Annotated in this window: 21 protein-coding genes and 1 tRNA gene; 16 read left to right on the top strand and 6 right to left on the bottom strand. The window is 63.8% G+C overall.

Annotation, left to right across the window (positions count from 1 at the left end; translation table 11 throughout):
* The 14 genes from infA to ACE3SN_RS02820 form a co-directional block, all read left to right on the top strand.
* A partial coding sequence (infA, locus tag ACE3SN_RS02885; protein WP_374527283.1) for a translation initiation factor IF-1 occupies positions 1 to 197 on the top strand: 197 nt, incomplete at its 5' end.
* A 14-nt stretch (positions 198 to 211) separates the two neighbouring features.
* A complete protein-coding gene (locus tag ACE3SN_RS02880) occupies positions 212 to 787 on the top strand; it encodes a nucleoside triphosphate pyrophosphatase (RefSeq protein ID WP_374527281.1) in 576 nt (191 codons plus the stop codon).
* Positions 780 to 1,727, top strand: a complete 948-nt coding sequence (locus tag ACE3SN_RS02875) for a ribonuclease E/G (protein WP_374527278.1) — start codon at positions 780 to 782, stop codon at positions 1,725 to 1,727. The genes ACE3SN_RS02880 and ACE3SN_RS02875 overlap by 8 nt, the downstream gene beginning before the upstream one ends.
* A complete protein-coding gene (yacG, locus tag ACE3SN_RS02870) occupies positions 1,724 to 1,891 on the top strand; it encodes a DNA gyrase inhibitor YacG (RefSeq protein WP_374527276.1) in 168 nt (55 codons plus the stop codon). The genes ACE3SN_RS02875 and yacG overlap by 4 nt, the downstream gene beginning before the upstream one ends.
* A gap of 103 nt (positions 1,892 to 1,994) precedes the next feature.
* Positions 1,995 to 2,070 (top strand) — tRNA-Phe (locus ACE3SN_RS02865).
* A gap of 168 nt (positions 2,071 to 2,238) precedes the next feature.
* Entirely contained in the window at positions 2,239 to 3,495 is a 1,257-nt protein-coding gene (locus ACE3SN_RS02860; protein WP_374527274.1) for a tyrosine-type recombinase/integrase, read from the top strand.
* A gap of 65 nt (positions 3,496 to 3,560) precedes the next feature.
* Positions 3,561 to 4,130: a hypothetical protein gene (locus ACE3SN_RS02855; protein ID WP_374527272.1), complete on the top strand. Its 570-nt coding sequence runs from the start codon at positions 3,561 to 3,563 to the stop codon at positions 4,128 to 4,130.
* A gap of 134 nt (positions 4,131 to 4,264) precedes the next feature.
* A complete protein-coding gene (locus ACE3SN_RS02850; protein ID WP_374527270.1) occupies positions 4,265 to 4,909 on the top strand; it encodes a hypothetical protein in 645 nt (214 codons plus the stop codon).
* 81 nt (positions 4,910 to 4,990) lie between these two features.
* Complete coding sequence (locus ACE3SN_RS02845; protein WP_374527268.1) at positions 4,991 to 5,227, top strand: hypothetical protein; 237 nt, start codon at positions 4,991 to 4,993, stop codon at positions 5,225 to 5,227.
* 26 nt (positions 5,228 to 5,253) lie between these two features.
* Entirely contained in the window at positions 5,254 to 5,487 is a 234-nt protein-coding gene (locus ACE3SN_RS02840) for a hypothetical protein (protein ID WP_374527266.1), read from the top strand.
* Between the two features lie 217 nt (positions 5,488 to 5,704).
* Complete coding sequence (locus ACE3SN_RS02835; protein ID WP_374527264.1) at positions 5,705 to 7,303, top strand: AAA family ATPase; 1,599 nt, start codon at positions 5,705 to 5,707, stop codon at positions 7,301 to 7,303.
* Positions 7,304 to 7,916: 613 nt separating this feature from the next.
* A complete protein-coding gene (locus ACE3SN_RS02830; RefSeq protein WP_374527262.1) occupies positions 7,917 to 11,324 on the top strand; it encodes a hypothetical protein in 3,408 nt (1,135 codons plus the stop codon).
* A gap of 14 nt (positions 11,325 to 11,338) precedes the next feature.
* Entirely contained in the window at positions 11,339 to 11,704 is a 366-nt protein-coding gene (locus ACE3SN_RS02825) for a hypothetical protein (RefSeq protein ID WP_374527259.1), read from the top strand.
* A gap of 2 nt (positions 11,705 to 11,706) precedes the next feature.
* Positions 11,707 to 12,366, top strand: a complete 660-nt coding sequence (locus ACE3SN_RS02820) for a hypothetical protein (RefSeq protein WP_374527257.1) — start codon at positions 11,707 to 11,709, stop codon at positions 12,364 to 12,366.
* 828 nt (positions 12,367 to 13,194) lie between these two features.
* Here ACE3SN_RS02820 and ACE3SN_RS02815 read toward each other — a convergent pair.
* Genes ACE3SN_RS02815 through ACE3SN_RS02805 form a run of 3 tightly spaced genes read right to left on the bottom strand, consistent with a single transcriptional unit; the run spans position 13,195 to position 17,526 of the window.
* Entirely contained in the window at positions 13,195 to 14,562 is a 1,368-nt protein-coding gene (locus ACE3SN_RS02815) for a deoxyribodipyrimidine photo-lyase (RefSeq protein ID WP_374527255.1), read from the bottom strand.
* A gap of 43 nt (positions 14,563 to 14,605) precedes the next feature.
* Complete coding sequence (locus tag ACE3SN_RS02810) at positions 14,606 to 15,658, bottom strand: 2-oxoacid:ferredoxin oxidoreductase subunit beta (protein WP_374527253.1); 1,053 nt, start codon at positions 15,656 to 15,658, stop codon at positions 14,606 to 14,608.
* Positions 15,655 to 17,526: a 2-oxoacid:acceptor oxidoreductase subunit alpha gene (locus ACE3SN_RS02805; protein WP_374527251.1), complete on the bottom strand. Its 1,872-nt coding sequence runs from the start codon at positions 17,524 to 17,526 to the stop codon at positions 15,655 to 15,657. The genes ACE3SN_RS02810 and ACE3SN_RS02805 overlap by 4 nt, the downstream gene beginning before the upstream one ends.
* Before the next feature lie 190 nt (positions 17,527 to 17,716).
* On the opposite strand from ACE3SN_RS02805, the gene ACE3SN_RS02800 reads away from it, so the two are divergent.
* Both ACE3SN_RS02800 and ACE3SN_RS02795 read left to right on the top strand, forming a co-directional pair.
* Positions 17,717 to 18,661, top strand: a complete 945-nt coding sequence (locus ACE3SN_RS02800) for an alpha/beta hydrolase (protein ID WP_374527249.1) — start codon at positions 17,717 to 17,719, stop codon at positions 18,659 to 18,661.
* Positions 18,662 to 18,670: 9 nt separating this feature from the next.
* Positions 18,671 to 19,174 (top strand): RNA pyrophosphohydrolase, encoded by a 504-nt coding sequence (locus ACE3SN_RS02795; RefSeq protein ID WP_374527247.1) that lies wholly within the window; start codon positions 18,671 to 18,673, stop codon positions 19,172 to 19,174.
* Here the strand turns inward: ACE3SN_RS02795 and ACE3SN_RS02790 are convergent.
* From ACE3SN_RS02790 to ACE3SN_RS02780, 3 genes are read right to left on the bottom strand one after another with little or no spacing between them, the layout of a single operon-like run.
* Complete coding sequence (locus ACE3SN_RS02790) at positions 19,158 to 19,682, bottom strand: hypothetical protein (RefSeq protein WP_374527245.1); 525 nt, start codon at positions 19,680 to 19,682, stop codon at positions 19,158 to 19,160. The genes ACE3SN_RS02795 and ACE3SN_RS02790 overlap by 17 nt on opposite strands.
* A 7-nt stretch (positions 19,683 to 19,689) precedes the next feature.
* Entirely contained in the window at positions 19,690 to 20,199 is a 510-nt protein-coding gene (locus tag ACE3SN_RS02785) for a tetratricopeptide repeat protein (protein WP_374527243.1), read from the bottom strand.
* Positions 20,200 to 20,237: 38 nt separating this feature from the next.
* Positions 20,238 to 21,416, bottom strand: a complete 1,179-nt coding sequence (locus tag ACE3SN_RS02780) for an RsmB/NOP family class I SAM-dependent RNA methyltransferase (RefSeq protein WP_374527241.1) — start codon at positions 21,414 to 21,416, stop codon at positions 20,238 to 20,240.
* Positions 21,417 to 21,418 lie beyond the last annotated feature (2 nt).

Here is a 21,418-nt window from a genome sequence, read left to right as displayed (position 1 = left end):
TGCCCAACGCCATGTTCCGCGTCCGCCTGGAAAACGACCACGAAATCCTCGGCCACACCGCCGGCAAGATGCGCAAGAACCGCATCCGCGTGCTGGTGGGCGACGAAGTGCTGGTCGAACTCACCCCCTATGACCTGACCAAGGGGCGGATCACCTACCGCTTCATGCCCGGCCGCGGCGGCCCCGGCCAGTTCTGAGCGGAGCGGCGCCGATGAGCGCCCCCCAGCTTATCCTTGCATCGGCCAGCCCCCGGCGGCGCGAACTGATCGCGCGGCTGAGCGTAGAGCCTTGCGCCATTGCCGCTGCCGACATCGACGAAAGCCCCCGCAAGGCCGAAGCCCCGCGCCCCTATGCCGCGCGCATGGCGTTGGAAAAGGCCGAGGCAGTCGACGGCGCTGGTGCTTTCGTACTCTCCGGCGACACGGTCGTTGCGCTGGGCCGCCGGATCCTGCCCAAGGCCGAGGACGAGGCGACCGCGCGGGAATGCCTTGCGCTCATTTCCGGCCGCCGCCACCGGGTGCTTTCCGCCGTCGCGCTCAAGTACCCCGACGGCACCGTGCGCCAGCGCTTGTCGGAAACTGTCGTGCGCGTAAAACCGCTCTCCGCCGCCGAGATCGAGGCCTATATCGCGGGCGGCGAATGGCACGGCAAGGCGGGCGGCTATGCCATCCAGGGCAGCTTCGAAGGGCTGATCGCGTGGATCGGCGGCAGCCATTCGGGCGTGATGGGCCTGCCGCTGTTCGAAGCGCGCGCGCTGCTGAAAAGCGCCGGGTTCCCTCTTGGCTGAGTGGCTGGTCGAGAGCGGGATCGGCGAAACCCGCGCGATCCTGCTCGATGGCGGCGAGGTTGTGGCAGCGCGGCTCGATTGGCCGGGCGCCTTGGCTGCAGGGCAAGTTGAAGACGCGCGGCTGGTTGCCCGGTCCAGCGGATCGAAGCGCGGCACCGCCCGCTTTGCCAGCGGCGAGGAGGCCCTCGTCAGCGGCCTGCCTGCCGATGCCAGCGAAGGCGCCGAAATCCGCCTGCTCGTCACCCGTGCGGCAATGGCCGAACTGGGCCGCCTGAAACGTGCACAGGCCCGCCCGAGCAAGGAAGCCACCCGCCCGGCTCCCGGCTCCGAGGGCAAGCGCGTGGCGCAGTTCCCGGCGGGCCTGTGGGAAGATGTCTTTGCCGAGGCATGGAGCGGCGAGGTTGCCTTTGCGGGCGGCGCGCTGACCATTACTCCCACGCCCGCGATGACCGTGATCGACATCGACGGTGACCTGCCGTCGCGGCAACTGGCGCTGGCCGCCGTGCCTGCACTGGCTGCGGCGCTGCGGCGGCTGGACCTGGCGGGTTCAATCGGGATCGACTTTCCCACCCTGTCCGACAAGGCTGACCGCCGCGCGGTGGACGAGGGCCTTGCCGCAGCATTGGACCACTGGCCGCATGAACGCACCGCAATGAACGGGTTCGGCTTCGTCCAGCTGGTTTCCCGGCTCGAACGCCCCTCGTTATTGCACCGCCTTGTCCTGAACCGCACCGGGGCCGCCGCGCGGCTGCTGCTGCGCCGGGCCGAGCGCGTGAGCGAACCGGGTGCTTTGCTCATTACCGCCCATCCTGCCGTGCGCGCTGCCATCACCCCCGCGTGGGAGGCAGAGCTGGCCCGCCGCACCGGCCGCGCGTTGCACTGGCGCGAAGATGCCGCGCTTGCGCTTGACGCCGGTTTCGCGCAGGCGTTCCAGCCATGACGACCCCGCCGAAGAAGTGCCCGATCTGCGGCAAGCCCCGCACTGCCGAGCATAGCCCGTTCTGCTCGACCCGCTGCCGCGACCGCGATCTGGTGAAATGGCTCGACGATGGCTATGCCCTGCCCGGCCCGCGCGCCGATCGCCCTGAGGATGATGAGGGATAATCCCCCTCAGGCGCAATTAGGGCCTTGCAAAGCGGGATTTGCTTCGCCATAGGCGCGCTTCCAACCGCGCGGCTGTCCGGAAACGGACCGTTGCCAAAGGGTTGCCCGGATAGCTCAGTTGGTAGAGCAGCGGATTGAAAATCCGCGTGTCGGTGGTTCGAATCCGCCTCCGGGCACCACTTCCCATTTCGCACAAGTTCACCCAAGGCCTTTCAAGGCCGCACGATTCCGTGTATTTGTGCCATATCGAGGCCGTTGGAGTTCGCCCCGTTTCGGCAGCTGCCGGACAAAATGGGGGCCAGTTTTAGGGGCCACGCCTGAAATCAGGTTGGAAGGTGGCCCCCAGAATGGCGCTAACGGATACAGCGATCAAGAATGCCAAGGCAAAGCCCAAGCCCTACAAGCTGGGGGATGCGCAGGGCCTGTTCCTCCTAGTCCAGCCTTCCGGCGGCAAACTCTGGCGTCTCAAGTACCGGGTCAACGGCAAGGAGAAGAAGCTCGCCCTTGGGACCTATCCCGAGGTCACGCTAGCCGAGGCCAGGAAGCGCAGGGACAAGGCGCGCGAGCAGTTGGCCGAAGGCAAGGATCCCGGCCGCGAAAAGGCGCGGGAGAAAGCCCAACGGCACATTGAGGCGGGCAACACCTTCGAGCTTGTCGCCCGCGAGTATTTCGCCAAGCGCAAGCGGGACGGGGACAGGCCTTGGGCGACCATGACCGCCCAAAAGAACGAATACCTCCTTTCGCTGCTCTCCCCCTCGCTGGGCAATCTGCCGGTAACTGACATTCTGCCAACTGACGTGCTTACGGCCCTTCAAAAGATAGAGGCAAAGGGGAACTTGGAGAGCGCACGCCGGGCAATGCAGCTTGCCAGTGGCATCTTCCGCTATGCAATCGCAACCCAGCGCCTCAAGTCTGATCCGACACGAGACCTTCGCGGCGCGCTCACGGCCCCCCGTTCGAAGCATCGCGCGGCCATTCTGGATGCTGGCAAGCTTGGCGAACTGTTGCGCGCGATCGACGGCTATCAGGGCCACGCTCACACCCGCATCGCGCTTGCACTGGCGCCTCACCTGTTCGTGCGGCCTGGCGAGCTGCGCAATGCGTGCTGGGAAGAAATCGACTTTGACGAAGCGGTGTGGACGATCCCCGCCGGCAAGACGAAGATGCGCAAGCCCCACTTTGTCCCCCTATCGCGGCAAGCCCTCGACCTGTTTCGGCAGTCGCTTGCGCTTACCAGCCGCACGAGCGGGTATGTCTTCCCATCGGTGCGGACCAGCGCGCGGCCGATCAGCGAGAACACCCTCAACGCCGCACTGCGGAGGCTCGGCTTCACCAAGGACGAGGCAACCACACACGGCTTCCGGGCAACGGCTTCAACGCTACTCAATCAGGCCCGCGATCCGCGCACCAAGCGCCCGCTCTGGACAGCGGATGCGATCGAACGCGCTCTTGCACATGGCGACAGTGACAAGGTGCGCGCCGCATATCATCGCGGCGAACATTGGCCCGAACGCGTCGAAATGGCAGATTGGTGGAGCGACTATCTCGACGGCCTGCGCGATGGCGCCGACATTCTGAAATTTCCGGGCAAGGCTCGGGGATAAGCGGGAACAGGTGGAGTTGCGACCTCCACCTGTTCCCTAGCCACAACCAGCAAGGAGTGCTGACAATGGATATTCGAGCGAGTGACACGATCCCGACGATTCAGCAATGGAGCGCACTCGTGCGCGGCTACCAGGATGCCAAAGGTGCCCTGTGTGCTTGCGCAGACCTCGAGAGCGAAGAAGGCGAGAGTGTGCAAAGCGCATACTCGGATGCGCTCGACGCTTTCATGACAGCACCCGCCCCAGATGCAGCGGCGCTGCGGGTTAAGCTGGAACGCTTCCTGATTGGCAATGGGGACGAAGACGAACCGGAATTGCCGTGCTGGCCGTCTGAATATGTGAACTCGATCCTAGCGGACGTGCGCAGGATAATGGGCGGCCCCAGCCGCACCGATCGGATGGCAACCGAAATTCAGACAAAGGCCATTCAAATTGAACACCTGATTGCTGCGGCATTCGATGCAATCGACCCGTTCTATCCTGAGGATCCTGACCCCGCAAAGGCCGCGCAGCTGCGGGAAGATGGAGATAGGGTTGCCGCGTTCCTGCCGCTCGCGGTCGAGGTTGCGCGCGAAATCGGCAATCTCGGCGAAAGGATCGAGCGGGCCGCGGCCGCCCAATCAGTGGAAGCCTAGCCCCATAGGGTTGGCATTCGACCGCGAATTGCGGAATGTCATGTGACCGGGGGCTAGCACGGCCAGCGAAAAGGAGGACCCGCCCTCCCTGCCCCCAACCGAACAATTGCGGGAACCGAGCAGCGGGGCACGGTATGGCAATAGAAAAATGGATCGGAATCGCCGAGGCAGTTGAAGACCTGATTAACAGCCGAATGGCCACACTCGTAGACGACCACACATTAGAATCTTATGCCTACGCATACGACATCCTTGTTGGCGCGCTGGCTGACGGCTCGTTGCCCTCCAAGCCTCTCAACATTGATGAATACAGCCTGGAATTCAGCAGCGATGTTGAAGTTCAATCGATCCCGCTTGGGAATGACGGCACCATTCCTCTTGTCTTCTGGCATCACTTTAAAAGCGTGCGAGCTTCAGTACCGGGACTGCCGGTGGATAAGGTAAATGAGGAATATGTAGAGCTCCTTCCCTTTACTTCGTTTCGACAAACACGCCTCAAGGATAATGGCGTGCTTACTGGTGAGGCCGGCGAAGTCATGGTCTTGAGAGCCCAGATACCTGGGTCACTGCCAAAACGCCGGGGGGAACGTGGTCCCTCTAAATACGCTGAAAAAGACCGCCAAATTGCCCAAGAGGCGGCTCGTTTGATCATGGCCGGGGAGCCTCAGTCTAACGTCGTAAAACGGCTTGCTCTGCAGATGGATGGCGCAAGCGAGAACGCAAAGGAATCACGGCTCCGCGGGTTGCTTAAAGGCCATCCCGAAATGAAGAAGAAATAGACAGCATTTCTTCTCGCTCCGATCCGGCCATTCTCGGGAGTAGTTGGTCATCTCCGAACCTAACCGGAAGGAGATGACAAAGTGCAGTCCAACGACACCAAGGCTCCCGCTCAGCGCACCGCCACTGTGCAGCAGCATATCCCCGAAGACACCTTCGGATACCGCCCGGATGAAGCCCGCGCCCGCCTGAGGGTCGGCAAGACCAAGATGGCGGAAATGATCCGCGAAGGCGTTGTGGAAAGCGTTCTGATCGGAAGAACGCGCATTGTCACCCGCCGCAGCATCGAGGCGCTTCTCTTCGGCCAGCAGGCCGCCTGAATGCCCTGTCACTTGGAGGTGCGGGCATGCCTGACCAGCCGATAACCAGCCGCAGACCGATCGTCATTGCACATGAAACCGCCGATGGCTGGCGGATTTCGTCATGGGCTCCGCCAAGCGGAATCTGGCGGCGTATCGGCGAAGACCAAATCTGCCGCGATCTCGACCACGCTCGCCAGCTTAGCGCCGTTCTGAGCTTTACTACCGGTGCAATCATCGCCCTCGACCCCACGCCATTTAGCGCAAAGGGTGCAGCGTGATCGCGGTTCCGCCACTTCTGCCGGGCGGCTGGCGCGGCATAATCGTCGAGCACCATGAAATCGCCGGTACGCGCCTTGCAGCCGTCACGGTGAAGCCGGGCCTTGGGCGCGCACCCCGGCGCCGGTGGTTTGCAGACAGCACCGTCGCGTTGGCGCATGCGCTCGATCAAGCGGAAACTCTCGCCCTCCCTCTCCTCCACCTGGGCGTCGAGGGCGAATGAACATCGCGACAATCCCATTGCGCCCGACCGACCGGACTCTCTCCAACGTCGAGGCCGAAGCAGCATTGCTCGGCGCTGCGCTGATCGAAAACACGGTCCTCGACCTCGCGGCGGAGAGGCTAGCGCCTTGTGACTTCTACGAGCCGACACATGGCCGAATATTCGATCTAGCCGCGCGCCTCCGGGCCAACGGCTCAACCGTTACTGCTCTCACCCTCAAATCGCACCTGTCCGATGACGAAGGGCTCATTGAGCTGGGCGGACTGTCATACCTCGCGCGCCTAACTGGCGATGCGCAGGGGCTCTTGGCACCAGCGGAATTGATCGGGCAGATTGGTGACTTGTCTACGCTGCGCAGAGTTGCCGAGATCGGGAACGATCTCCGCTCAGCGGCGCTTGAGTCCGGCGGGGCAGTCGATCCCGGTGCCATCCTTGCTGACGCTCAGGAGGCCCTCACGAGCTTACGGGCAACGCGGCCCGGCGCGGTGGCTAGCCCCTTCGTTTGGCGCGACCCTGCGACCATTCCGCCGCGGCCCTGGATCGTCGGGCGATGGCTCCTGCTTGGAACAGTTGCCTGCGTTGTGGCGCCGGGAGGAGCTGGCAAATCTACCTTCATCGCGGCTCTGGCGGCATCGCTGGCAAGCGGTCGCGAGATCATCGGGAAGCGCCTTCCTCGTGGCCGTCAGCGCGTATGGCTCTGGAACCTCGAAGATGACCTGGATGAGCTGCACCGCAGTTTAGCGGCGGCCTGTTTGCACCACGACATCGCCCCGAATGAACTTGAGGACTGGCTATTTGTCGACTCAGGCTTGGAGGGCGCGACTCTTTGCACCGCTCGGGATGAGAGAGACGGCTTCCGGCTTGAAACAAGGGCATTTGACGCAGTCGCCACCGAGATCCGCCGCCGCGCAATCGACGTGCTGGTGATCGACCCCTTCGTTTCATCGCACCAGGTCAACGAAAGCGAGAATGGCCGAATTGACGCGATCGCTAAGGCCTGGGCGCGGATCGCAAAGGCAACGAACTGCCTCATCATTCTGGTGCATCATGTGGCCAAGGCAGGTGCAGGAGAGGTCACCGCCAATTCCGCACGGGGCGCAGTCTCGCTCATCAATGCGGCCCGCTCGGTGCTGGTTCTCAACCGGATGGAGGAGGCCGACGCCGACCGGCTGGGGATCGCAGCGGCGGAACGGCGGCGCTACATTCGCATCGGCGACGACAAGTCTAATCGTGCCCCAGCCGAGGCGGCAGACTGGTTTCGCATCGCATCGGTGGACCTGGGCAATTCTGATAGCGTCGGCGCATTGGAAGCTTGGCAGTTGCCCGGCCTCTTTGATGACGTGTCGCTCGATGATCTCCGCACGGTGCAAGCGCGCATTGGAGAGCGCGACTGGCGGGAAAATCACCAGGCCTCGGATTGGTGCGGACGGCTGGTCGCTGAGGTGCTGGGCCTCGATATTAGCGAGAAGGCCGGCAAGGCGAAGGCCGCCGGGATCCTGAAAGAGTGGATCAAAAGCGGCTCCCTTCGCATCGAGGAGCGCGCCGATCGCAATCGTGAAACCCGAAAATATGTCGTCATGGGAGAGCCCGCATGATGGCTGCAGCACCAATCAAACCCAAGTGCTGCAAAGTGCTGCAGTGCTGCGCGCCGTACCTGCAGCACCACAGCCCCCCCTTTAGGGGGGGGCTAGTGCTGCAAGGCGCTGCAGGCACAATCGGCGGTGCGGCATGAATAACGAGCGAGTCCATCTCCTCGACCTGCGCGAACGCATCAGCGCGGCAGGCAACCGCTACCTGTCCGGATGGCTTGGCAAAGCTTCAGTTGTCGCGTTCCTTGATCGCGAGGCTGACGGCGAAGTCTGGAACGTCTTCCTATCCACACCCACCCCCCGAGCGGCTGTTCCTGACGTGCCCCACGGTGCCAGCCGCTCACCCCTTCATCCCACTCAGTCCCGCAAGCATCGGTCTACCGGAAAGCGCACAGTGCCGCCCGGCCAACTCGACGATGATGTTTCGGACCTTTGACCGATCGGAATTACAATGGGCTCAGTTACAGAATTCCCCGCCTTCCTGTCTCTCAAGACGCGCAGCGATGGCAGCGCCAAGGCAACCCTGCTTGCCGAGATCGACGAAGCGCTGGGGGCGGCCGAGCGGCGGTTCGGGCAGTTCAGCAGCGAAGCGAATCGTTTGCTCGACAGCGCGCTTTCGGTGAAGCGCAACAATGTCGGCAGTCTCGACCTTGGCGTAGAGCAGATGAAGGCCGCTGCGGCGGTTCAGCAGGCCCGTGCAATTGCCGCACGGGAAGTCGCGACCGCAACAGCATTGGCCGCCAGGGAAGAGGGTGACTACAGCGCCGAAGCTCGAGCTGCCCGTGCCGCAACCGAAGCTCTCGCCATTCAGGAAGAAAAGGCGGCCCGGCAGGCGCTTTCCCACGCCGCCGCGCTTGAGCAGGTTCAGGAGCGCCTTAACCGTCAGGCCAGCGCGACTGATGCCGTGGTTGTTGCGAACCGACGCGGCACCGATGCCTTCGGAGCCGTGAACAACTCCGTCCGCGCCGGGCAAGTGGCGATGGCGCAGCTCGGTCAGCAGATGCAGGACATGGTTGTCCAGGCCCAGATGGGCACCTCGGCAATCACCATCTTCACGCAGCAGGTTCCGCAGGCGGCGTATGCTCTGACGGGCCTAGCGGGTAGCGCGAGCAAGACCCAGGCTGCAATTGGCCGCTTCGCCTTGTTCCTGTCCGGCCCATGGGGCGCGGCGATTTTCGCAGCAACGGCTATTCTCGGGCCGTTCATTGCAGGCTTGTTTGAAACTGCCGACGCTGCGGATAAGGCTGGCGACAGCTTTAGATCCGCTGCGGCTGATGCGCGCGACCTGATCGGCGCGATGAACGCTCTGGCGCTTAATCAGAAGCGCATGGACCTGAACAAGCTGACCGAAGAGCAGTTCACGCTTGAGAACTCCATCTCCAAGAGGGTCGATCCTAATGCCGCCTATTGGGAAAGCCGTGGCCGTCCAGATGCGCAGAAGGACCGCCTCCGCGAGATCAAGCTCGAAAAGGCCCGCCTCGAAAGCCTGATCGCCATTGCCGATCGTGAGAACGCAAAGATTGAAGCCGACGCCAAGAACAAGGACAGGCACAAGAAGTCGTCCGATGGCAGCGCCAAGGCCGCGGAGCGCGAAGCGAAGGCCCTTGAAGGGTTTGGCGACCGCTCGGCTGAATCTATCCAGCGGATCAATGAGCAGTTCAACGAACAGCCGAAGCTGATCGACCAGGCCGCGCAGGCGACCCGCAAGCTTGACGACATCATCAAGGATCTGAGCGAGCGCAAGCCGGCTGGCTTCCAGCAGATGATCAAGGACGCGCAGGACACTAAAGCGGTTGTGCAGGACGCGCTTATCCGTCCGTTCCGCGAGTTCGATCAGGATGCCGAGCGCCGCGTTCAGGTGCAGCGCCTTATGGTCACTGGACGCGAGGACGAGGCCGATGCCTTGCAAGCGATCTGGAGCCTCGAATCCCGCCTTGGCCCGCTCAGCGAAGAGCGTAAGCAGCACGTCCGCGAAACCGTCATTGCTGAGAACGAAGCCATGCGCGCGCTCGAAGGGCAGCGCACGATCATGGAGGCGTACCTCGACACGACCCGCTCGGTTCGCACCGAACTGGAGAACCTGTTCCAAGGCAAGACGGTCAACTTCAAGGATCTGTTCAAGCAGCTCCAGTCGAAGGTGCTGGTTGAGCAGTTGTTCGGCCCGGCGCTGCGCAGCCTGGAGGATTACGTCAAGCAAAACACGTTCGGGCCGGCGGTTGACGATCTCAGCAAGGAGACGAAGCGCGCGGGCGGTGCGGTTGGCGATTTTGCCGATGCGATGGACACCGCGACCCAGCGCATCCTCAACGGCCCTAGCGCAGCCAATGACAACTATGTGGGCGGCGGCGGGGTTTCCAGCATCCTCGCGATGGGCTTGGCTCAGGTAAAGGGAAGCGGCGCGGCTGGATCGGCCGGCATGGCTGGCTTGCCGCAACTCTATCTCGACATCTTGAACAAGCTGCCGATCTCCGTCACCGGCCCGCGCCTGACCGGCGGGGAAATGCACTCGATACTCAAGCTTTCCCCGGAAGCCTATTTCGCGAGGATGGCTCAGTCGATCGTGAAGCCGTTCACATCGGCTCTTGATGAAGCATTGGGCGTCAAGTTCTTCGCCAAGCTCGATCCAATGCTCTCTGGCGCATTTACCGGGTACATGACCGGCGGTTCGACCGGCGGCCTTCTTGGCGCACTGCAAGGCGTTGTGGGCGCGAATACCAAGCTCGGCAAAATCCTGGGCAAGGGCATGGAAGGAGCGGCGACCGGAACGATGATTTCCGGCATCGGCAACATGCTCGGCCTCAAGATGTCCGATACCGGCGCGCAAATCGGCGGCGCGCTTGGCTCCGCGCTTCCTATTCCCGGCGGCGCGATCATCGGTTCGGTTGTAGGCGGCCTGATCGGAAAGCTGTTCCACAGCGCAAAGTGGGGCAACGCCACACTCAGCGGCGGGAATCTCAATCTCGGATCTAACCAGGCTGATATGGGTTCGGCAGCCGGCAGCGCTGGTAACGAAGTCCAGAGCGCTCTCGAAAAGATTGCGTCGTCGCTCGGCGCCACCGTTGGGAATTACCTCGTCTCAATCGGTGTGACCGATAACAAGTGGCGCATTTCGACGACTGGCCGCACTGGCGAGCTCAAGTCCAAGTACAGCGACGTGACCGTCTTCGGCACCGGCGATGCGGCTTATGCGGAAGCGGTGAAGGCCGCGATTGCCGATGCGATCAAGGATGGCGCTATTCAGGGCCTTCGAGCCACGACCCAGCGCATTATCCAGATGGCAAAGGACGTTGATACCGGCGTCCAGAACGCGATCGACTTCGAAAGCGTCTTCAAGCGCCTGCGCGAGTACAAGGATCCGGTTGGAGCTGCGATCGACACCCTCGATGCCGAGTTCAAGCGGCTCAAGGGCATCTTCGACTCGGCTGGTGCCACGGTGGCGGAATATGCCCAGCTCGAAGAACTCTACGGGATCGAGCGCGCGAAGGCGATCAAAGAGGCGAATGACAAGATCATCTCGTCAATTCGCAGCCTCTACGAAGATCTGACGATCGGAGACAGCGGGCTTTCACTGCGCGAGCGCCTGGCAAATGCTCAGGCCAAGTATGATCCCCTGAAAGCGCGCGTCATGGCCGGCGATACGACCGCCTATGACGACTTCGCCCAGGCTGCGCGTGACCTGCTCGACATCGAGCGCCAGATGTACGGCTCGCAAAGCCCGTATTTCGACCTGTTTAACGAGATCAAGAACCTCTCCAAGTCGGTTCTCGACGGCCGGGGGGCGATTGACGCCGCTTCGACCAACTCAGACAGCCCGTTCACATCGAGCACTGCCGCAACTGCCACCGCGAACGATAACCAAGTTGTCGTGAATGCCTTGGGGCAACTTGGTCTTACCTTGCTCGACGGACTGACGCCGCAGCTTGCCGCAGTAAATCTCAACCTCGATCGGATTGGCCGGATCGTCGAAGCCGGCACGAACAACCCAACCCCCTTCCCCTCGTTCGCCACCGCGGCGAACTACTTTTGAAAGGACACACGGCAATGAATTCAACAGCAAAAGCAACCGATGCGCTCGGCAAGTTGGGCCTCGCCCGCGTCAATGGCGTTGTGATGACCGAAGCCGAAGCCACCGCCATGCAAAAGCGTCGAGCAACATCGGCCAAGAATAAACCCCAATTGGCCTCTGCTAATGCAAAGGCACCAACCGCAAAGCTTGACCTGGCTCCCCTAGCAAAGGCAATTGCCGACCAGGCAGCTTTGACGGGAGAGTCCCCCGTGATCGGAAGCAAGGCTGCGGCTAGCTCTGCGCCTGCCGCTCCTTCGGCGCCTTCCAATAGCTACGTTGGAAACCGTGACTCCTGGGATGAAGCACGTGCAGACATGCTCCTGCGGACTGGGAGGGCCTGAGCATGGACCAGCATCAAATTCACCAAGCCGCTGAGCGGCTGGAAGCTCTCGACCTTTCGCAGGAGGTGAAGACGCTCGCCGAGCTCCAGGCCATCGCAACCGAAGTAGAGGCTGCACAAGACGCCGCCTCACGCAGGATCAGGGAGATCGGCGACATACTGGAAAGCCAACGAATTGATGCCGAGGCAATCGCTGATGCACTTGTCGCGGGACAGTCGCCCAGCGAAGCCGCAACGGCTGGACCTAGCGCCGATTCACTGCGTGACGAAAAGCAGGCACTGAAAGAAGGGCTGAGCAACCTCAACAATCGGCTGGAGGCTGTTCGCCGCGAAGCCGATGCGCTGCGCGACGAAGCCTACCGCAAGATTGCCATTGCAGCGCGCCCTTTGGCTGACATTATCGAAGCCGACTTGCGCGCCGCAGCTGAGCATATCGTAACAGCATATGCCGCGGCTTCAGCTCTTCATGACGTAACGCGCGGATTTATCAATCTCAGGGGCATGGCCAATACTGCCGCGCAGGCGGTGACTGGTGCGCGCAACATCCTAGGAGATCGAGAACGAGTGCAAACGCCGACCGAGGTCATCCAGGCTCTGACCCCGATCGCAAAGCACGCAACGGCCCTCAAGGCACGGCCGGCTCAATCCTACGTCAAAATCTAGCCATCCAACGTGCTTCCCGCCTTAACATGGGGGGTGGGCTGCACTGGATCCCCGCCGAGCTTGAGCGGGCAATCTGGGCGGTCGGTCTTGTTCAGTCCTTGGCCGGCCGCCCTTTCAACCCACCGCCAGACTCAAACTTCAAACTCATACTAATTCTAATGCGGGAGCTAGGTCCGAAAAATGCGGTCCCTGAGCGCTTAGACCGCCTGAATACCGGGGGTAGGACCCGCAATTCATTCAGAAAGCCCGTTTAGGCGCCTTCTGAATCTCGCACTGTCCCCGATCGATGAAGTTGTATTTGATGACTGTTCGCACAATTGACAGGTCGGTTCGGCTCACCACGTAGCGAACGCCTCCATCGCTAAAGACAACCTCGGATGGGCGGAAGACGCCGGGAACTTGCCTGGCGTATCCTGTACTGACGATCAGAAACGATACTTGGCCGGCCCCCTCATCAATCGTCATATCCACTTGCGAGGTCTGACCATCGGCAGAGATACTGCAGCTGAGATATGTCGGGGCAGCAAGTGCTGGGAGAGGGGCCAGCACTCCAAGTGCGGCAATCGCCTTGGCTAGAGTCCGAAACTGCATAGAACCTCCAACGAATCGTTGCAGCAACATCCACTTCGAGAGCTCGGCCCGCAAGTATGCGCGGTACGGGCTAAGAGGCGCTTCGCACTTGTGGATAACTGAGGGCAGGCACGCCAATTTGGTGGCCACAATGGGGGCCACACATTGGTCCCAATTCCCGAACGGCTAGGAATTCTGCGAATTACTGAACATTTTGCGATGACGCCTCCGGCACCACTTTTCTTCCAGATCGGAAAATCAGCCCTTCAGGCTCCCATGCGCCGTCAGCGCGCGGGCGCGCCCTTCGGTATGGGCGATCAGCTTGCGCGGATAGCCGCGCACCGGCAGCGCGGGATCGTGGATCTCGGCGTCCGAAAGATGCGCAAGCTGCGGCACCCATGTGCGGATATAGGCGGCCGCGTCGAACTTCTCCGACTGGCTGAGAGGGGCCATGATCCGAACGAACATGTTTGAATCGACGCCGGTTCCCGCGCTCCACTGCCAGTTGACCGCGTTGGAGCCGTAATCGGCATCGACCAGCGTATCCCAGAACCATTCCTCGCCGCGCCGCCAGTCGATCAGCAGGTGCTTGATGAGGAAGCTCGCCGCGATCATCCGCACGCGGTTGTGCATCCAGCCCGTTGCCCAGAGCTGACGCATCCCCGCATCGACGATGGGATAGCCGGTGCGGCCCTGCTGCCATGCCGCAAGGTCGGCCTCGGCCGCCTCGCCTGTGCGCCACGGGAACGTGTCATAGGCCTCGCGCGCGTTGCGGCTGCCGTAATCGGGCAATTGCAGGATCACGTTCTGGGCGTAATCGCGCCAGCCGATCTCGCCGAGGAAGGTCTGCACGCTGCCCCCGGCATCGGCCACCGCATGCCAAATCGTCGCGGGCGAAATCTCGCCAAAGTGCAGGTGCGCGGAGAGGCGCGAAGTGCCTTCGACCGCGGGCAGATTGCGGCGCTGCTCATAGCGCGCGGCGCGCCCCGCGAACGCGGCAAGGCGGTCTTGCGCCCCGGCTTCGCCCGGTTGCCATTCGGCGCGGAAGCCGCCCGCCCAATCGGGCTGGGTCGGAAGCAGACGCCACTCCTCGAGTCGCTCGCTCGCCGGCCATGCCGCCGGCGCGGGGATCACCCTTGGCGCGGGCAGCGGCGGCGCGGGCGGCATCCGCTCGCACAGCGCGCGCCAGAACGGGGTGTAGATCTTGAACGGCGAGCCGCTGCCGGTCAGCACCGTGCCCGGCGGGGCAAGGTAGTTGCCATGATGCAGGTGCAGCGTCAGCCGCCTGGCCACGGCGCGTTCAGCATTGCGCCACCACGGCTCGTAATGGTGCAGCGCGTGGACTTCGCGCGCACCGGTTTCCTCGGCAAGCTGCGCCAGCACCGCATCGCAGGCCCCGCGCCGCAGGATCAGGCGCGATCCCCGTGCCTCCAGCGCCGCGGCCAGGCTGGCAAGGCTGTGGTGCAGCCACCAGCGCGACGCCGCGCCCATGCGGCGGTGGCGCGGGGTTTCATCGTCGAGGATGTAGACCGGGATCACCGGGCCAGCGGCGCAAGCCGCCAACAGCGCGGCCTGATCGGCCAGGCGCAGGTCGCGGCGCAGCCAGAGGATCGAGGGAGAAGCCATGCCCGTCACCTAGGGCGACGGGCGGCTCGCTCCAATATGGCCTTCAGGCCGGGTGCCCTTCGTGCTCTGCCACGGTCCAGGTCTGGCCCTTGGCGAGGAGCTTGGCGAGATCGGTGCTCTTGCCTTCGCGGGCCTTGGCGTCCTGGCCCAGCACGGCGTCCTCATAAGTCGGGCGCGGATCGTCGTAGATCACGCCTAGCGCCATCGGGAAGGCTCCGAACGGCATTTCGACCAGCATGTGCGCGACCGAACGGTTGGTCACGTCATGCACGATCACCTGCGCGGCCTGCCAGTCGCCATCGACGACATCGACCACCTTGAGCGTCAGCGTTTCGTGATCGAGCGCGATGCCCTTGACCCCGCCCGACTTTTCCGAGCCGAACAGCATCGGTTCGCCGTGCTTCAGCCACAGCTGGCGATCCTCGGCGCCCTTGGGGGCGGCGAAGTCTTCGAAGCGGTCCTTGTTGTAGACGATGCAGTTCTGGAAGATTTCCACGAACGCCGCGCCCTTGTGATGGTAGGCCGCCTTGAGCACGTCGGGCAGGTGCTTCGACACATCGAACCCGCGCGCCACGAAGCGCGCGCCCGCGCCCAGCGCAAAGGCGCAGGGCAGCGCCGGCCGATCGACCGAACCCAGCGGCGTGGTCGGGCTGTGGGTGCCCTCGCGGCTGGTCGGCGAGTACTGGCCCTTGGTCAGGCCATAGATCTCGTTGTTGAACAGCAGCACCTGGCAGTTCAGGTTGCGGCGCAGCAGGTGCATCGTGTGGTTGCCGCCGATCGACATGCCGTCGCCGTCGCCGGTGACCAGCCAGATGTCGAGTTCAGGATTGGAGAGCTTGATCCCCGTCGCCACCGCCGGCGCGCGGCCGTGGATGGTGTGGAAGCCGTAGCTTTCGACATAGTACGGGAAGCGGCTGGAACAGCCGATGCCCGAGACGAACACGGTGTTGGCGGGGTCAGCGCCCAGTTCCGGCAGGGTGCGCTGCACCGCTTTCAGGATCGCATAGTCCCCGCAGCCGGGGCACCAGCGGACTTCCTGATCCGATTCCCAGTCCTTGAGGGTCGTGGTGACGGTGATGGGAGTTACAGCGTTCATGCCAGAGCTCCTTCGATCGCGGCTTCGATTTCGGCGATGGTGAACGGCTGGCCGCTCACCTTGTTGTAGGGCCTGGCATCGACCAGGAACTGGTCGCGCAGCACGGTCTTGAACTGGCCGGTGTTCATTTCCGGGACCAGGATGCGTTCATAGGAACGCAGCAGATCGCCCAGGTTTTCCGGCAGCGGCCAGATGTGGCGCACGTGGATGTGGCTGACGTCCAGCCCCTTGGCCCGCGCGCGGCGCACGGCCTGGTGGATCGGGCCGAAGGTGCTGCCCCAGCCCACCACGGCGAGCTTGCCCCGTTCCTCGCCCAGGCACACGTCCTGCGCCGGGATGCCCTTCGCAACGCCATCGACCTTCGCCTTGCGCGCATCGGTCATCGCCTGGTGCGCGCCGGGGCTGTAATCGAGGTTGCCGGTGCCGGGGTTCTTCTCGATCCCGCCGATGCGGTGCATCAGGCCCGGCGTACCCGGCTTGATCCACGGACGCGCGCCCTTGTCATCGCGGGCATAGGGCAGCAGCGTGCCGTCCGGCCCGTTGCGTTCCGCCAGGAACTTTGCCGGGAACGGCTTGAACTGCGCCGGATCGGGCACGGCCCACGGCTCTGCCGCGTTGGCGATATAGCCGTCGGTCAGCAGGATCACCGGGGTCATGTACTGCACGGCGATGCGGCAGGCCTCGATCGCGCATTCGAACGCGTCGCTGGCGCTGCGCGCGGCGATCACCGGCATCGGCGTATCGCCGTTGCGGCCATAGACGGCCTGATAGAGGTCCGACTGCTCGGTCTTGGTCGGAAGACCCGTCGAAGGGCCGCCGCGCTGCGAGTTGACGATCACCAGCGGCAGTTCGGTCATCACGGCAAGACCCATCGCCTCGCCCTTGAGCGCGATGCCCGGACCCGACGACGAGGTAACGCCAAGGTGCCCGGCATAGCTGGCGCCGATGGCCGAGGCGATCGCGGCGATTTCGTCTTCCGCCTGGAAGGTGGTGACGCCGAACTCCTTGAGGCCAGCCAGATAGTGCAGGATCGAGCTGGCCGGCGTGATCGGATAGCCGCCGAAGAACATCGGCAGTTCAGCGAGCTGCGCACCGGCAACGAGGCCGAGCGCGACCGCTTCCGCGCCGGTGATCGTGCGGTAGAGGCCCGGCTTGGTATCAACCGGATCGAGGTGGACCTTCTTGATCTGCCCGCCGATTTCAGCGGTTTCACCGTAGGCATGGCCCGCGTTGAGCGCGGCGATGTTGGCTTCGGCCAGCACCGGGTTCTTGCGGAACTTGGCATTGAGCCAGTCGACCAGCGGGGCGCGGTCGCGGTCGAACATCCACAGCGCCAGTCCCAGCGTCCACATGTTCTTGCAGCGCAGCGCTTCCTTGTTGCCAAGGCCGAAGGGCTTGACCGATTCCAGCGTCAGCGCGGAAATGTCGAAGGCCAGCACGGTCCACTTGGCGAGGCTGCCGTCTTCGAGCGGGCTGACCTCGTACTTCGCCTTTTCAAGGTTGCGCTTGGTGAACTCGCCCGTGTCGGCAATGATCAGCCCGCCGGGCTTGAGCGCGCCGACATTGGTCTTGAGCGCCGCCGGGTTCATCGCCACCAGCACATCGGGCGCATCGCCGGCGGTGTCGATCTCGGTCGAGCCGAAGTTGATCTGGAACGCCGAAACGCCGAACAGCGTCCCTTGCGGCGCACGGATTTCGGCCGGAAAATCGGGGAACGTGGCAAAGTCATTGCCCGCCAGCGCGCTCGACAGGGTGAACTGGCCACCCGTAAGCTGCATCCCGTCGCCAGAGTCGCCCGCAAAGCGGACCACCACGGCTTCGGGGACTGAATTGGTACGAACGTCAGGTTCGGCGAATTGCGTTGCCATGCTTGGTCCTTGTCAAGCGACACCCAGGGTCGGTTCTCGTGCCGGCTGCCCTAGGCTCCTCCCTCTATCCAGCGCAAACAAGAAAATCTGTCGCGCCGCGAAAATGCAAAAAACGCCGATATTCCCGGCTAGTCAACTGGCTTCGCGCGTCTTAACCTGCCGATTAAACGATAGCGAGAGAGGATTTTCCGTGAGCACATCCACCCCCTTCATCCGCGAAGACGTTAAAGGTTTCCTTGCCCTGGTGAACTCGCTGCCCCCGCCAGAGGCGCTGGTGCCCGAAGAACAGCGCGCAGGCTACCTTGGCATCAAGGCCATGACCGAGGCCGATCCGCGCCCCATGGCCGTGATCAAGGACCTGACCTGCCCCGGCCCGGCGGGCGAGATTCCGGTGCGTTTCTATGACGTGCGCGAAAACCGCGATCCTTCGCCCGTCGTGCTGTTTTTCCATGGTGGCGGCTTCGTGATTGGCGATCTCGATACGCACAATTCGCTGTGCACCGAACTCTCGGCCGAGCTCGATATGCCGGTACTCGCGGTGCATTACCGCCTCGCCCCCGAGCACCCCTTCCCCGCCGCGCCGGACGATTGCGAAGCTGCTGCGCGTTGGCTCGCTGCCAGCCCGGCTGAGCTGGACCGCACGGTCACCGGCCTGATCACCATCGGCGGCAGCGCCGGCGGCAATCTGGCCACCGTCACCGCGCGCGCGCTGTGCGACAAGCCGGCTGCCGCGCCGATGCTGCTGCAGGTGCTGCTCTATCCCTGCACCGACGAATCGGAAGATGGCTCGATGGTCAGCTTCGCCGAGGGGCATCTGCTGACCAAGGCGGTGATGGACTGGTTCTATTCGCTCTATCAGCCCAAATCCGGCGATCCGCGCGCCTTCCCGCTTAACGCCAGCGCCGAGGGGATGTGCCCCTCGATCGTCGCCACGGCGGGCCTCGACCCGCTGCAGGACCAGGGCCGCCGCATCGCCGCCAAGCTGGTCGACGCCGGGGTCGACACGCTGTACCTCCACATGGAAGGGCTGACCCACGACTTTTCCTCCACGCGCAAGGCCCTGCCGAGCGCCCAGGCGGAAATGAACCGGATTATTGCCGCCATGAAGTTGATGCTGGCCAAGGTTTCCGCGTAAGGCGGGACCATGTCCGATCCGCACGCCAATCTGCCTTATCGCCCCTGTGTCGGGGTGATGCTCGTCAATGCCGCCGGCCACGCCTTTGTCGGCCGGCGCATCGACATGCGCGAAACCCTGGGCGAGACCGAGGCCGACTTCTGGCAGATGCCGCAAGGTGGGATCGACGATGGCGAGGATGTGCGCGAAGCCGCGCTGCGCGAGTTGTGGGAAGAAACCGGGGTGCGCGAACATCACGTCACCCTGCTCGCCCAGACGCGCGAGGAACTGCTTTACGACCTGCCCGATTTCCTGATCGGCAAGATGTGGGGCGGCAAGTATCGCGGCCAGCGCCAGCACTGGATGCTGGCCCGCTTTTCCGGCAGCGACAGCGACATCGACCTTGCCGCGCACAATCCGCCCGAATTCAGCGAATGGCGCTGGGTCGATCCGCTGACCCTGCCGGACCTGATCGTGCCGTTCAAAAAACGCGTCTACCGCGCCGTGCTGGACGAGTTCAGGGATCTGATCTGATCGGCCGGTAAAAGCCGAACCAGGCAGCCACGCCGCCAATGGCACCGCACACAAGGTAAAGGCACAGCGGAGCTAGCGAGTGTGCGGATAGCACACCGGGTTCTGGTATTGATGGCCAAGCCATCCATACTCCCATCGGCATGGCAAACACCAAGCCGAGCAGACCCCAGACCCATGCTTCTTGCAGTAAGGCAGCTTTCTGTTCGAACCTCACCATGAACGCGATGAAGGGAAACGCAGTCGGGCTGGCGAAGACCAGACCGACCAGCAGAACCATTAATGTGACACTCGCGAAATTCAGCAGTCCGGCGACGGCTTCGCTCAGGTCCCCTGAGATTAGGGCAGCGAAGAGTTGGAGACTTGCCCGAAAACTACTCTCGGTCTCCAACCATAGAAACGCAGCACCGATACCAGCCAGCAAGCCATAGATCAGTGAGCGCCCATAATTGCGTGCTGGCCGCGTCCAAGTGCCTTCAATCGCATCTGGACCAAAGCCACGGCCGGGCATGGCGCGCTCAGTTCGCCGTTACCTGCGGCTCGGCCTTGACCTGATCGGCGCTTACCACCTGCGGCGCAGGGCCCTTGGCGATGGCGGCGGCGAGGTCCTTGGCAGGAGCGCAGTTGGCATTGCCACAAAGTTGTTCAAGCCGCGCGAGGTTGCGCTTCGCCTTTTCGGTCGCGCCCTTTTCGACCAACGCCATGCCTTCGCCGGCGATGGCGAACTGGTTGTCCGGCTCAAGCTCAAGCGCTTCGCGGTAATAGTGCAGCGCCTTGCCCTGCATCCCCTGCTTGCGCGAGGCTTCGGCCAGGTTGAGGTAGATCGCGACATGGCCCGGCTGGATCGCCAGGGCGGATTCAAACGCGTCGATCGCGCCGTCGGCATTGCCACCGGCGAGCGCGGCGCGGCCCTGCTGGACCAGCGCGGCGGCACGCGGGTCAAGCGGCTGGGCGGGCGCGGAATGGCTGACGCTGGCAGTCACAGCGACAAGCAGGGCCAGCGCGGCAGCGGCGGGGGTATAGCGCATCAATTGCTCCTTGAGCGTAGGCATTTGCCGGATTGCTATCACAGCAATTTGAAACGTGCGATGAAAAACCCGTCAGTCCCATCGCGCCCGGGCGAAAGCCGCACACCCCCGCCGCGCGGCGTTCCGGCGCCGAAATCGGGGGTATCGGCGCGCCAATCGGGATTGCGGCGCAAGAAGGCCCCGGCCTGATCCGCGCCCTCGGCATCGAGCAGCGAACAGGTGATGAAGATCAGCCGCCCGCCCGGCCTGACCAGCCCCGCCGCGACATCGAGCAGCCGCGCCTGCAAGGCGGCGAGCCGGGCAAGTTCCTCCGCGGTCAGCCGCCAGCGCGCCTCGGGATTGCGCCGCCAGGTCCCCGCGCCCGAACACGGCGCATCGACCAGCACCATGTCGCAGCCCCCGGCCAGATCCCCAAGCGCGGCCATTTCGCGTCCCGAATCGAGCAGGCGCGTCTCGATGAACCCGGCCCCCGCCCGCTCGGCGCGCGGAGCCAGGCGCGAGAGCCGCGCGCGGTCGCTGTCGCAGGCGATCAGCCGCCCGCGCGCGTCCATCGCGGCAGCCAGCGCCAGCGTCTTGCCGCCCGCCCCGGCGCACAGGTCCACCACGGTTTCGCCGGGCCGCGCATCGGCGATCAGGCAGGCCAGCTGCGATCCGCCATCCTGCACTTCGATCCGGCCGTCCTGATAGGCATCCCATTGCTCGACCTGCGTGCCATAGGGCAGGCGCAGGCCCTGGGGGGCAAGCAGCGGCAATCCCGCGATGGGCAATTCCAGCGTCTCGCGATCCGCCTTCAGGCTGTTGACCCGGATATCGAGAGGGGCGCGCTCCAGCAGGGCGGCGGCTTCATCGCCGGAGATCCCGCTTTCCGCCAGCGCGGCCACCAGCCATGCGGGGGCGATACCCTTCACGGCCACCGGCTCGCCCGGCGCATAGGGAGCGGGCGCGTGGCGCGAACCGTCGAAGAGGGCGAGCAATGCGGGATCGTCCTGCGCCACCCGCAGCATCGCGGCGCGGCCGGTTTCAGGCACTTCGCCGCAGCACCGGATCGCGGCGTAGATCAGGTCGCGCACCGCGCGCCGGTCCTTGCTGCCGGCAAAGCGGCGGGCGCGCAGCCATTCGGCAATGATGCGGTCGGCGCTCGCCCCGCGATTGCGCGCCGCCGCGATCACGAGGTCGAGCACCTCGATCGCTGCCTGAACCCGCGCTGCGGGGGTCATGC

Source organism: Novosphingobium sp. (assembly GCF_041915465.1).
Classification (GTDB): Bacteria; Pseudomonadota; Alphaproteobacteria; order Sphingomonadales; family Sphingomonadaceae; genus Novosphingobium.
Note: the sequence above shows the minus strand (reverse complement) of the source record. Positions and strands in the feature narration are given on the sequence as shown.

What these genes read in the sequence shown, in the direction of transcription:
- ACE3SN_RS02880 (WP_374527281.1), top strand. Translation starts at nt 212, where the DNA reads ATGAGCGCCCCCCAGCTTATCCTTGCATCGGCCAGCCCCCGGCGGCGC.
- yacG (WP_374527276.1), top strand. Translation starts at nt 1,724, where the DNA reads ATGACGACCCCGCCGAAGAAGTGCCCGATCTGCGGCAAGCCCCGCACT.
- ACE3SN_RS02860 (WP_374527274.1), top strand. Translation starts at nt 2,239, where the DNA reads ATGGCGCTAACGGATACAGCGATCAAGAATGCCAAGGCAAAGCCCAAG.
- ACE3SN_RS02855 (WP_374527272.1), top strand. Translation starts at nt 3,561, where the DNA reads ATGGATATTCGAGCGAGTGACACGATCCCGACGATTCAGCAATGGAGC.
- ACE3SN_RS02850 (WP_374527270.1), top strand. Translation starts at nt 4,265, where the DNA reads ATGGCAATAGAAAAATGGATCGGAATCGCCGAGGCAGTTGAAGACCTG.
- ACE3SN_RS02840 (WP_374527266.1), top strand. Translation starts at nt 5,254, where the DNA reads ATGCCTGACCAGCCGATAACCAGCCGCAGACCGATCGTCATTGCACAT.
- ACE3SN_RS02835 (WP_374527264.1), top strand. Translation starts at nt 5,705, where the DNA reads ATGAACATCGCGACAATCCCATTGCGCCCGACCGACCGGACTCTCTCC.
- ACE3SN_RS02825 (WP_374527259.1), top strand. Translation starts at nt 11,339, where the DNA reads ATGAATTCAACAGCAAAAGCAACCGATGCGCTCGGCAAGTTGGGCCTC.
- ACE3SN_RS02820 (WP_374527257.1), top strand. Translation starts at nt 11,707, where the DNA reads ATGGACCAGCATCAAATTCACCAAGCCGCTGAGCGGCTGGAAGCTCTC.
- ACE3SN_RS02815 (WP_374527255.1), bottom strand. Translation starts at nt 14,562, where the DNA reads ATGGCTTCTCCCTCGATCCTCTGGCTGCGCCGCGACCTGCGCCTGGCC.
- ACE3SN_RS02810 (WP_374527253.1), bottom strand. Translation starts at nt 15,658, where the DNA reads ATGAACGCTGTAACTCCCATCACCGTCACCACGACCCTCAAGGACTGG.
- ACE3SN_RS02805 (WP_374527251.1), bottom strand. Translation starts at nt 17,526, where the DNA reads ATGGCAACGCAATTCGCCGAACCTGACGTTCGTACCAATTCAGTCCCC.
- ACE3SN_RS02795 (WP_374527247.1), top strand. Translation starts at nt 18,671, where the DNA reads ATGTCCGATCCGCACGCCAATCTGCCTTATCGCCCCTGTGTCGGGGTG.
- ACE3SN_RS02790 (WP_374527245.1), bottom strand. Translation starts at nt 19,682, where the DNA reads ATGCCCGGCCGTGGCTTTGGTCCAGATGCGATTGAAGGCACTTGGACG.
- ACE3SN_RS02785 (WP_374527243.1), bottom strand. Translation starts at nt 20,199, where the DNA reads ATGCGCTATACCCCCGCCGCTGCCGCGCTGGCCCTGCTTGTCGCTGTG.
- ACE3SN_RS02780 (WP_374527241.1), bottom strand. Translation starts at nt 21,416, where the DNA reads ATGACCCCCGCAGCGCGGGTTCAGGCAGCGATCGAGGTGCTCGACCTC.